The sequence below is a fragment of the Prevotella sp. oral taxon 313 genome, assembly GCF_003043935.1.
Lineage (GTDB): Bacteria > Bacteroidota > Bacteroidia > Bacteroidales > Bacteroidaceae > Prevotella > Prevotella jejuni.
Map to the genome: position 1 here is coordinate 245092 of NZ_PYXE01000001.1, position 11600 is coordinate 256691.

Consider the following 11600-nt stretch of genomic DNA (forward strand, 5'->3'; position numbering starts at 1 on the left):
TAAGTGACATTAGATAACACATTGCCAATATTTACTGTATTACTATTTGGATGAAATTATTAATCGAATAAATGCTTATTAGTGAGGGGAAATTGATATTTAGAGGTTATTTGAATGAATGCCCGATACTATGTTTTTTCATCATTTCTATTTCAAAATTAATCTGTAAATACTCCTTTATATCCATATCCGCAAATTGCAAAGAGCATATATTTCCAATCGGTTTGTCTTTATTTTCAATAATTTTCTGACTACATGGACCTATACATTGTGGCAACATTCTACACTTTAAGCATGTTTCGTTCTCAAAAGTGGCAACATTTCTTCTCAATTGTTCTTCTTTTTTCCATTTTATAGTTCCATTAGGGAGGAGAGTTCCTTCTTTATCTTCTTTCTTTAATGTTCTTCCATTACATTTATATATATTTCCATCCCAATTTATAATGGCATAACTATTTATCTCTGCAGGACATGCCACTCTTTTAAATCCAAAAAGTCCATGTCCTACATTATAACCTTTTGAGGCTATATATAAAAGGGCTTCTTTAAGTTTACGCTTTTGGTCTATGTTTGCCTTTCCTATAGTTTGCCAGACTCTTTCAAGTTGAAAAAAAATTTTATTCTTATCTATTCCGTCCAAATCTCTGATTATATCTATTATGTCATCTAAAGTCTCGTCATTATAATTAATTCTTATCGTTATTATATTGCCATTATTACCTTCCCCTTTATTGATTTTTTCTGCTAATAATAATATTATTTTTATTATATGCTGATAAGTACCTTTATTTGACGATTTCCATATCCTTACACTATTATGTAATTTTTCTCCTCCATCTAAAGTTATCTGAAATACAGGATTAAAAGGTGTCAATTCATTTACAATCTTTTCATTAATTAGGCTGGCATTAGTAACGAAAAATGGAATAAAATTTTTGTTATTCTCTATGCACTCTTGCTTTGCATGGACCAACAGTGGATATACTATATCCTTATAATATAAAAAAGGTTCCCCACCAAAGAAGGTTAGCCTTAATATCCTGTTAGTTGAATTTTGGCATAGTTTCGTAATATAACTCTTTGTATTTTCAAGTACTTCTTCAGACATCTTGCTATTAAGAACATGAGTCTCATAACAATACCAACACTTTAAATTACAATTTTGTGTAGGATATACCATTAGATAGTCAATTCCTGGAGAAAGTCTTTCTTTCTTATTTTCATTTCTAATTATATCTAGTTGATCTATGGATTCATCAATAATAAATCCTGAGTTAACTAGTGCTTCAAAAGTCTTACTATGAGATTTTGCAAGTGATTCTATACCTTCATTCTGCAAACTCATATAAGCTTGTGGAGATATTATCACATAGCTATTTGAAAAACTATTAAAGCATAAGACTTTATTTTTATCTGGGATGAAAATATTGTAGAAACTCTGTTTCATTTTACTTGATATTAATGTTTTAAACAACTCTTTAATGTGTGCATATCTTTATAATGAAAACTTATTTATAAAGAGTATGCACACAAAATTTAGATTTTAAATTGATGTAGGAACAAAGATTGGATGTTGAGGTTCAGGGTCAGAAGGTTGCTCTGCGCAGCTTCCACATCCATTACCACATCCGTTACCACATCCTAATCCACAGTTATATGTGGTTTGCTCATGATCATCGTTTCCACCTAAAATGACGAGTAATTCATCGTCATTTAATTTGATTTCTTCTAATTTCATAATAATAGTAAATTAAATTAAAAACTTTTTGAGCCGTTTTGTTTTTGTCAATGAACATATTACCAATATTACCAAACAGATAATTAGGGAGTATTGCTATAGTAGGGGGACAAGCCCTAGTGTTGGCTCTTTGTTATCATTTCATTACTCCCGAATCCCTGTCCTCATTTTGTATTTTATGACGATACTCTTTGTTCTTACCTTTACTAAGGTAATAGCTAATCGTCAAGTTTACATAGTTATTATTGTATCTAACATATTCAGTTGCTTTAGATTGCAATAGTTGGCTACCTAATTCCATTTTTTTAAGGTATGCGTGGGGCATAAATAGATTATTGACTGCCAAGCTGATTTGCAATCTATTTGTTTTATAGTATGTAGAAAGTTGGAAATTACTGTGCTGTGTTGTCTTTACCTGATTGAACAGAAAACGTACAGGTGAAATAAAACTTGCAGCTATTCCCCAATGCTTGATGTCGTAACTTGCAGTTGTTCCCCATATAAAGGCAGTGAAATGATTACTATAATCGTCAGCGTGATTCACATAATGGTTCAATATGCCATAACTGGAGAGACTTAATTTGTCATTAAACAGCTTTTGACTACCATAAAGTCTGGTCTGAGAATGCAGAAAATGTCCTTGATTACTCATAGAGTAAATGAATTGTTCAGAATATGAATCATAAAGAACCTGATTTTCGAGGTATGGAGATGAGTTGTATTGAAGATACGTTGATAAGCTTAGATAAGTTTTATGTTTAATAAAATTCAAAGCAAGTTGGTTGGTATAAGCCTGATACGGCTTTAGATTTGGATTGCCAACACGTACTTCATACTCTGAGATGGGTTGTTTTACATTGGAAAGAAGAGCAAGTTCTGGCTCATTGGGATTGATGCCTAAATAGTACTGGAGCGACCATTCTTTCGAGAAAGCATATCGAAGACTTAGTTTAGGACGAAAATACGTATAATGTCTATGCAAATTATCGTTCTTCAATTTGTAGAAGGCAAAGCCTGCTCCTATAGTATAAGAGAAGTTCCTTAGTCTTCCGGAGAATTCGGAATAATTGTAAGTGTTGAAAAAATCAAGCGAAGATGGATTCCCTAAGTGGTCTATTGTATAGTCATTTCGGGTGGAAGAAAGTTCGTTCCGAGAGCCGATTACCAAGCTGTATTGCTTGGATAATGGTAGTTGGTACTTGATTTCCCCTATTAACGAACGGTGCTGCCCTGTGGCAAAGTACGTGCTTTCGTAATTGTTATAACCTGATTGGTTATATTTTTTGTAATATTTTTGCTGATAGTCCGTATGAATATAAGTCGCCCTTAAATCTGCAACTATTTCTGAACCATTGCTAAAACCATTAGAAAAATAAACATCTAAGGCGGCATTCCGAACTTTATCCTTTTTGCTCGAGTAATCATCGTAGAAAGATTGACCGGCTATAGAAGACGTAGATACGGCTGTAGCAGGATAGGAGCGGTTCAAATCAAAGAACGTCTTGATACTTAAGAAACTATTTTCTTTAAAAGAATGGGTAAAATCAAACTGCAAGGCAGGGTTGAGCAATCGTTGTTTTGAGGAGCTTCCTATGCTCTTGAAAGCTAATAGACGGGTTGGATAATGCAGTTGCTTGTCTATATAGCTGTATATTCCGTTGGCATAATTGTACGAATCAGATAATTTTAATGAGAAATGATCGTGAGAGAAATTTAGGTTAAAGTAGGCATATTGTGAGCCGATGAGCGCAGAGAGAGATTGTGAAACGCGTCCTCCAATTTGCCAGTTCGACATATTTTTTCTTGTTTTTATCAAAACAACTGCTGCTACACCATCGCCATAAATAACTCCCGGATTAGTTATATATTCAATATTGGCTATGTCTTGGGGTTGAATTGCGATTAAATCGGTCTGCGAAGAGATTACACCGTTGATACGAATCTGCACGCTCCCGTTCTTTAGGGACATGAAAGAATGATTAACAATGTCAAACTTTAAGTCGGGCAAGTTCAACAATCGCATAACATCCAATGCGTCCTGACTACTTTGACGTATTTTCTCATTAGGGAAAAATGTTAGTCTATCCACGCCTTGTCTCACATTTTCAGCAGCCACTACCACTTCATCTAATTGATAAGAGGCAGGTTCCATCAATACATCGTTCAGTTTGTAGTCTTTACTTAATCCTATAACAGCAGACTGAAGATTATTGAAGCCAAGCGAAGAAAACTCTAAAAGATAGTCACCCGACCGTAAATGCCGAAAACAAAATTCTCCTTTCTTATCTGTGTGTATGACGGATACCAAACTGTCTTTTTGGCAAAGCCTTATATTAACGCCTGGCATTATTTCTTTATTTTCAGCATTGAGCACTTTCCCTGATATTGTAATATTCTGGGAGAAAATATATAAAGGAAAAAGTACAACCAATAGTAGAAAAAGAATCCTTTTATTCAGTTTCCTACAATTTGTCACTATAAACTCAGAAGTTCTATATTCCTTAAGAGTTAATTCTATTTTATTTAAAAATACCGTAACTTTCATTTAACTATGGATTTTGTAAAATTAGTTCGCTCATATATAATATCCTATTTTGTAAAGTTTTCCCGTGTCATTATTGGAATACAAGAACCTTTAATATTGTAAAAGTATTTATGGTTCTATATTGCCGAGCATCTTTCTTAAAAGATTGCCCGATGAACTTACTATCTGAAAGTCTACCGTCTGGTTTTCCACAGATTTTATCTCAGTTACCTTGAAACGGCAAATGGCTTTCTGACGTTCAAAAGTGTCTCGGACAGGAGACAGGTCTCGTATCTGTCCTGCAAACGTTCTATATGGAGATTGCAGACAAATTATTTGTCCCTTCACTTTGTCAGGACGTTTGTTCTCAAACTTAAGCAAGATGGTTATATTCGTGCTGTCTACCGGTGTGGTTGCCGTTTTGTGTATGGTAGCCGTACCCGAATATACTTGTTTATAGGGTAGGAAATAGGCTACAGCAAAAAGACAAAGCAACACCATTCCGATGGCGGTAATGCCATAACGGATAAGCGAGGAGGGTATCTGTCCCACGATACTACGAACTTTTTCGCTACGAAGTTCGTAACTGCGTTCTTGTTTCTTCTCTTCTTCCATATTAGTTGCCAAGTTCTAATTGATTCTTTACTAAGGCAAAATATTTACCACGTTTGGCAGTCAGTTCCTCGTGTGTACCTACCTCTACAATTTCACCTTCATCCAAAACTACAATTTGGTCGGCATCGCGAACAGTGGAAAGGCGGTGTGCCACTACTACAACTGTTTTTCCCTTGTAGAACTCCGAGAGGTTTTCTGTAATGGCTCGTTCATTGTTGGCATCGAGGGCATTGGTCGCTTCATCCAGAAAGACAAACATTGGATTCTTATAGACTACCCTTGCAATAAGGATGCGTTGTCGTTGCCCTTGACTAATGCCTTGTCCGTCCTGTCCTATCATCGTGTTGTAAGCCAAAGGCAGGGCTTCTATATAGTCGGCTATGTTTGCTACACGGGCAGCATGACGGATACGTTCGATGTCGGGTTCATCGTCAGATATTGCGATGTTTCTCGCAATGGTATCGGAGAAGAGATATCCCTCCTGCATCACCGCACCGCATTGGCTTCGCCACCAGCCGAGGTTGTATTCACTCAAATTGGCACTGCCTATCTGAATACTTCCGTTTAATGGCTCATAGAATCCCAAAAGGAGTTTTACGAGCGTTGTCTTTCCGCTTCCACTCGCTCCCACGATTGCCGTTACCTTGCCGTTGGGAATAGAGAGATTGATGTCGGAGAGAATATCTTTCAGACTGTAGATATCATATTTGAAGGATAGGTCTTTTATCGTGAGGGAATGTCCTTCGGTAGTCTTGTCCGTATAGGCGGTACGTGTCCGTTCGACATTTTCCTCGTTGGTCTCGGTGTGGATTTCGTTCATGCGGTCAAGGCTGATGCTTACGTCTTGCCATGAGTAGATAAACTGAATAAGTTGTTCCACAGGGCTGTTGAGCTGTCCGATGATGTACTGTACCGCCAGCATCATACCGAGTGTCATATTTCCGTGTATTACGGCTGTGGCTGCAAGTACGGTAATGAGGATGTTCTTCACCTCATTGATGGTGATGCTTCCTGCCTGTTGTACTTGTTGCAGATTGAGCGATTGTAGATTGACCTTAAACAGGTCGGCTTGCACGTCCTCCCATTCCCAACGTTTGCGCTGCTCGCATCCTTGCAGCTTGATTTCCTGCATACCGCCTAAAAGTTGGTAGGTGACGTTGCGGTTGCGTCCTGCCTGCTCGAAATACTTATAGTCAAGCTGTCTGCGCTTTTTGAGGAAGAGTATAATCCAGCCTGCGTAAAGCGATGTTCCCATGAGGAAGACAAAGAAGATGCCGAGATTATAGACTGCAAGGACTACACCGAAGACAAGAAAGGTGAAGAAAGAGAAGAGCAGGCTCAGACTACTCGACGTGAGGAACTGCTCCACACGCCGGTGGTCTTCAATACGCTGCAAGAGGTCGCCCATTAGTTTGGTGTCGAAGAACTTCATTGGCAGTTTCATCAGCTTGATGAAGAAATCCGATATGAGCGAGATATTAATACGTGTGGAGATGTGCAGGAGTATTTTGGAGCGGATAAATTCGATGGCGGTACGGCTGAAAAGTAGCATCATCTCTGCCAAGAGCACCAACCATACAAAGCCTATATCCTTTCCTCCTATACCCGTATCAACGATGGCTTGGGTGAGGAAAGGGAAAATAAGTTGCAGGAGTGAACCGAGTAACAAACCGAGAATGAGTTGCGTAAAGAAACGCTTGTATTTCTTGAGATAGTTCCAGAGAAATTTCACTCGCCTTTGAGTCGGCACTGCTTTCGTATCGTTTTGAGCATAGAATTGTTCTGTTGGTTCGAGGAGAAGAGCAATACCTTTCTCCTCGCCATTGTTCTTAGTGCTTATCCAATGTTCGCAAAACTCCTCTTTGGTATAGGTAACATGTCCTTTGCCCGGATCTGCCACATATACGGTATATTTTTCTTTATTATGCTTTTTTATCTTATAGACAACAACAAAATGGTTCTGATTCCAATGGACGATGCAAGGTAGAGGAATTTCATGGGCGAGGGTATTTAAACTCAAACGCCCTCCAATAGTTTTAAGGCCAATGGTCTCAGCGGCTTTACTGATACCAAGAAGAGAGACCCCGTCTTTGCCTAAGGAACAGATTTTTCGTAATTGTTCTATGCTTACATCTTTTCCATAATATTTGACAATCATTGCCAAACACGAAGGGCCACAATCCATTGCGTCTTGTTGTATTTTTAAAATCATGCTTTGCCTATTTGAGAAGATTGAAGAAAAAAGATTTTCCCTATTCGATGATTATGTATTAGAGACCATATAGGCAGATTAACTCCTTAGCCTTATGATTTATTCCACCATAATATTTCAAAATTAGATTGATTATGAGCATTGCGCCAAAAAACGAGTATTTTAAGGTCTTCAGAGGATTTGCTTTGCTCAGAGATCATACGAATACTAAGATGTTTTGACATATTGGCTTCAGTTATCTCGGTAGTAGAGCGATTATACTGGTGAGTAAAACCTATGGCTAATGAAGTCATCGGATTAAATGTAAAAGTTTTGTCAATACTGGCCTTCGCATTGTCAATATCTTGGCGTGAGGACCAACATTTTTAATATTAAGTGGGACAGAAAGTGTATCCTTTGTTTCAGTCCCATAAACTGCTTGCCTCTGTTTTACAGGAGGAATAATCGCACGATAGCATGCGCTATCTTGCTTTGCAGCTTGATGTGCTGTAGATTCTTCCACTACATAAGTTTCATTGCTACCACCCAAAACTGATTGAAGTTCATTAGTTTCAATCAATGACTGAATGGAAGAATTAATTTCAGCATTCATCTTTGATAAAGTCATCTTTTTCATAAATAAACTAGATAAAGTTATAATCTACTCGTATAGCTTTTCGGTTTCCGCTCCTTTTTACAGTATGGTCTGCTAGATAATTATACTAAAATGGTATTTTCCTTTTCTTGTCGCAAATATACAAATAGATATTGTTTATAACAAGAAAATAGTTATTTTATTTTCAAAAATTTGTATTTCCTTCGTATTTTCACTGTATTTGCTATATTATACTATATATAACTCGTTGGCGGGATTAAATTAAAGGATAATTTAATATGCAAGAAAAGCTGCATATAAAAGATGTTTTGTAACTTAGTAATAACCGACACACTAAGTTCAATAATCCGTATGCACAACTTATATGCGAATTTCGTAAAAACTCTTGATATATGCAAGTTTTTTCAAAAGACTTGGTAAATTCAGCCTTAATTCCGCCAACGGGTCAGGGTATGTTTGAAGGTGCAGTATCCGATAACTTCGACGAGCGTATCGAACAAAAGATCTTCCATGCGGAGATAGTGGTGGATAGTACCAATGTCTCTGCTGAAATGAAAGCATATCAGCCTATACCTATGATAGTGGACTTCAAAAATGAAGTTAGCTCTGATAATCTCAAAGAAACCATCGAAGCCAACTATAAATGCGTGAAGCAGAATATATTAGATTTGGTTGCTTCTAAAATGGTGAGAATAAAGAACGATCCGAGTCTCTGTCATTTAATAAAGGAATAAGAAATAATGATTTGTTAACTTAATAACGTTAAGACCTTTTTTTGCTCATATTATAAATATAAAATAGTACAAATATTATATTTCATATTATAAATTTTATTATTTAATTTTTAGAATGCCGTAACTTCTATAAGTTTATCTTTGGTTCTATTGATTGAAATTTCTAACACTGTTTTCTTCAACTTCCTTGGTATATGCTCGCTCTATAGGATCTTTACCATCTAACTTTTCAAAGATCTCTCTAAGTTTTGTCACATGCTTACGGTCTCGTCTTAGGCGCTTATCAAGCATTGTAGCAACATCATAACCTCCATTTATAAGTTTCTTTACTGGTGCTATATAACCAAAATCTTTCAAATCTCTCCTTGGCATGTTACTTGAAATTTGGTCAACATTAACCCTATATTTCCCCCATACTACTACTTCGTTAAGAGTATTTTCTGATGGATATAGGAACATTGTGTCGCGTGGTACTTCATTTTGGTAGAGAGTTTCTAGTAAATAACCATTAGATCTAAAACTCACAACATTAAATGTCTTTGGTAAAATTATTTCTCCTAAATAAGATGTTCTTCCAACTAATATTCTATCAGCCTTTACTTCCACATCTTTTATTGGGAATCTAGTAACAGCATCACAAATTAATATTTTCTGAGCATTTACTTCTGATGAGAAGGAGCAAATCAAACATAATATCAATGTGAAGATTCTGACCTTGTTGAATAAAGTATTCTTAGTCTGATTTGAAAGAGCAGGAATATAAGCCTTTGGTGGAGGAAACTTATATGATGTTAACTTATCCTTTACCATAATCCTCAATTTTTTATAAACTCCTAAATTATGATCTTTGCAGATTTCTCACTTCTATGATTACTTACGGAACCTAGACGTATTAATTACCTCACTATTCTTAGCTTTATATCCTCCAAACTTGACTGTCAAGGAAACTCCAAATTCACGATAGCAGCTAAAGTTCATCTTCATATACTGTCCTTTGAAATTAATACGGGGATTGACGGAAGAAGTCTTGAACAAGTCATTACAGAAAATATGCAGTATAGCTTGTTTTTTCCAAAATTGCCAGCGAAGGCCAATATCTAAGTTACCGGATCCAGGTAAATCATAAATAGCCTGATGAGCTTTGCTACGTATCATCCCATCAACTGTCAGCGACAAATTGGACTTGGTATTTAGTGTGATAACATTGCTCACCTGTGCCATTCCATATAATATGGCTCTATTAAATGGTAAATCATAAAAGTCATCGCATTTCTCATGCATCCAAAGCCCAGTTAATGTTAATCGGGAGTCTAACCATGAACCGAACTTATGAGGAATAACAGCCTGCAAGAAGGCTTGATGCTGGTAATTAAGATTTACATACTTAAAAGTTGTAACCAAACGGTTTGGACGCTGATATGGTGTCTGTATGAAATAATCGTCAACATAGTTGAACCCTGCCACAAAATGATACTTGTTTTTCAGTACCCATACTATATTTGTTTGGTATGATTTAGCAGGTTTAAGATATGGGTTACCCGTAATCTCATCATATCCACCATTACTATATACTGTAAAATTATTCATTGTCCAATATTCTGGATAAGTTCGGTCGGTTGAGAAACTTAGTATCCATATATTGCTAGGATTGTGAACATATGTCAGGTTCAGTGTGGGATATATATTCCATTGATGCCATTGCGGTGAATGATAATATTCCGCTGCTAAAGAAGCGTCTAAGATAAATTTGTTATTCCAATTCTTCCCTACTCCAATATAAGTGTTGGCTATATCTTCTCTTTGGCGTATGTAGTTGATTACAGATAGGTTTTGATAAAACTGTAAACTATGGTTAAGAGACTGTTTATACCAAACTCCATAATTCAAGTTCCAATTATATTTTAATTGATGTTCCTGAGATAAGTAATAACGCCAAACATTTACACGCTGGTCATTATCGACGAGGAAATTAAGATTCCCAGTAGGTGTAACACTTTGCAGATCTTGTTTCTCGGGATCATGATAATAGGTAGTTTCAATACCTGCTTTTAAACCAAATGGAGCCTGATAGTCTAACTTGATATTGTGTAGCCATGTACGGCGTGTTGATAAGGTTCTACCAACGATGTCACCAGTATAGTTACCATAGATATCACGATTACTGTAATTTGTCAGATATGACAGTGACAGGTTATGATTTTTTGCAAATTCATATTCAGTGCTTATGCGATAGTCGTGCCCAAATTGCTTGACAAGTTGTGCTTGCTTATCTTTTATCTCATGGATTGTTCCATTATTGAGGCTGTGCCGAGAATCTTCATCAGTAATCTTAAAAACTCTGCCATGACTATGTAGATACATTGCATCCATTGTAAACTTCCCTGTGTGGTAAAGAAAGGATGCACGCTCACCGAACATAGCATGATGTGTCTGATTATAGGCTACATTAAATTCACCTTGCAAAGGCACTTCTGATTGGGCACCATTTTTTAATTGTATGTTAATTAGGGCGCCGCGAATCTGCGACTTTGCTGGAGCAGAATACATTACATCAGCCCTTTCAAGTCGACTGGCAGGCATACTCCTCAATAGCTGAGTTATCTGGTCTGAAGTCAAAGACATAACTTTCCCATTCAAAGCTATAGTCACATTTCTATTTGCCAACTGGTATTTGCCGTCTTTCTCAGTAATTCCTGGAAGTTCTTTGATTGCATCAAATACATTATCCACACCTTTCTTCTCAATTATGCGAGGCAAATCATAAGTTATAGCACTTCCATGAACCACTGCCAATGGGTGCTCACCTTTTATCATTACTTCAGGAAGCTGCCTGATAAGACTATCAGCCCCCAGCGAATCTACTACGTTTTGTGCAGAAACTGATTGACAATATATAAATATTATCGAAGATACAAATATGATTACACCCTTTCTCATCTTCACTTTCCCATTTACTTACTTTACTAAAATCTCTATAAGATGGTGTATCGAAAAGGTACACCATCTTATACTATTTAACAAATTGTTATTACTAAAATCTTACACCATTTGTTACTCCAATATCACCAACATCTCTGATAGTAGGTTGGACATAAAGAACAGCATCACTTTCGGACTCATTAAGTCCACCGTTAGTCATCTCATCAAGATAATCCAACGAAGAATCACTAATAATGTTCATT

General features: G+C 36.5%; 9 protein-coding genes and 1 pseudogene. 1 reads left to right on the forward strand and 9 read right to left on the reverse strand.

Annotation, left to right across the window (positions count from 1 at the left end; genetic code table 11):
- Positions 1 to 106 precede the first annotated feature (106 nt).
- The 6 genes from AXF23_RS01055 to AXF23_RS01080 all read right to left on the reverse strand — a co-directional run bounded on the left by AXF23_RS01055 (position 107) and on the right by AXF23_RS01080 (position 7705).
- The gene (locus tag AXF23_RS01055; protein WP_107623986.1) at positions 107 to 1447 is read right to left on the reverse strand and encodes a radical SAM/SPASM domain-containing protein; all 1341 of its coding nucleotides are present in this window, start codon (positions 1445 to 1447) and stop codon (positions 107 to 109) included.
- A 96-nt stretch (positions 1448 to 1543) separates the two neighbouring features.
- Positions 1544 to 1738, reverse strand: a complete 195-nt coding sequence (locus tag AXF23_RS01060) for a hypothetical protein (RefSeq protein ID WP_107623987.1) — start codon at positions 1736 to 1738, stop codon at positions 1544 to 1546.
- Between the two features lie 136 nt (positions 1739 to 1874).
- Positions 1875 to 4283, reverse strand: a complete 2409-nt coding sequence (locus tag AXF23_RS01065; RefSeq protein WP_107623988.1) for a TonB-dependent receptor — start codon at positions 4281 to 4283, stop codon at positions 1875 to 1877.
- 108 nt (positions 4284 to 4391) lie between these two features.
- Entirely contained in the window at positions 4392 to 4877 is a 486-nt protein-coding gene (locus tag AXF23_RS01070; protein WP_107623989.1) for a hypothetical protein, read from the reverse strand.
- A 1-nt stretch (position 4878) separates the two neighbouring features.
- Positions 4879 to 7089 carry a peptidase domain-containing ABC transporter gene (locus AXF23_RS01075; protein ID WP_107623990.1) on the reverse strand — a complete coding sequence of 737 codons (2211 nt, stop codon included), beginning with the start codon at positions 7087 to 7089 and terminating at the stop codon, positions 4879 to 4881.
- 289 nt (positions 7090 to 7378) lie between these two features.
- Positions 7379 to 7705 carry a hypothetical protein gene (locus AXF23_RS01080; RefSeq protein ID WP_146156716.1) on the reverse strand — a complete coding sequence of 109 codons (327 nt, stop codon included), beginning with the start codon at positions 7703 to 7705 and terminating at the stop codon, positions 7379 to 7381.
- A gap of 419 nt (positions 7706 to 8124) precedes the next feature.
- On the opposite strand from AXF23_RS01080, the pseudogene AXF23_RS01090 reads away from it, so the two are divergent.
- A pseudogene (locus tag AXF23_RS01090) lies at positions 8125 to 8418 on the forward strand (conjugal transfer protein TraG); the annotation flags it as partial.
- A 147-nt stretch (positions 8419 to 8565) separates the two neighbouring features.
- Here AXF23_RS01090 and AXF23_RS01095 read toward each other — a convergent pair.
- The 3 genes from AXF23_RS01095 to AXF23_RS15890 form a co-directional block, all read right to left on the reverse strand.
- Positions 8566 to 9228, reverse strand: coding sequence for a hypothetical protein (locus AXF23_RS01095; RefSeq protein WP_009013359.1), 663 nt, complete (start codon positions 9226 to 9228; stop codon positions 8566 to 8568).
- A gap of 60 nt (positions 9229 to 9288) precedes the next feature.
- The gene (locus AXF23_RS01100; RefSeq protein ID WP_233251212.1) at positions 9289 to 11175 is read right to left on the reverse strand and encodes an outer membrane beta-barrel protein; all 1887 of its coding nucleotides are present in this window, start codon (positions 11173 to 11175) and stop codon (positions 9289 to 9291) included.
- 274 nt (positions 11176 to 11449) lie between these two features.
- Positions 11450 to 11599: a hypothetical protein gene (locus tag AXF23_RS15890; RefSeq protein ID WP_155812157.1), complete on the reverse strand. Its 150-nt coding sequence runs from the start codon at positions 11597 to 11599 to the stop codon at positions 11450 to 11452.
- Between the last annotated feature and the right edge of the window lies 1 nt (position 11600).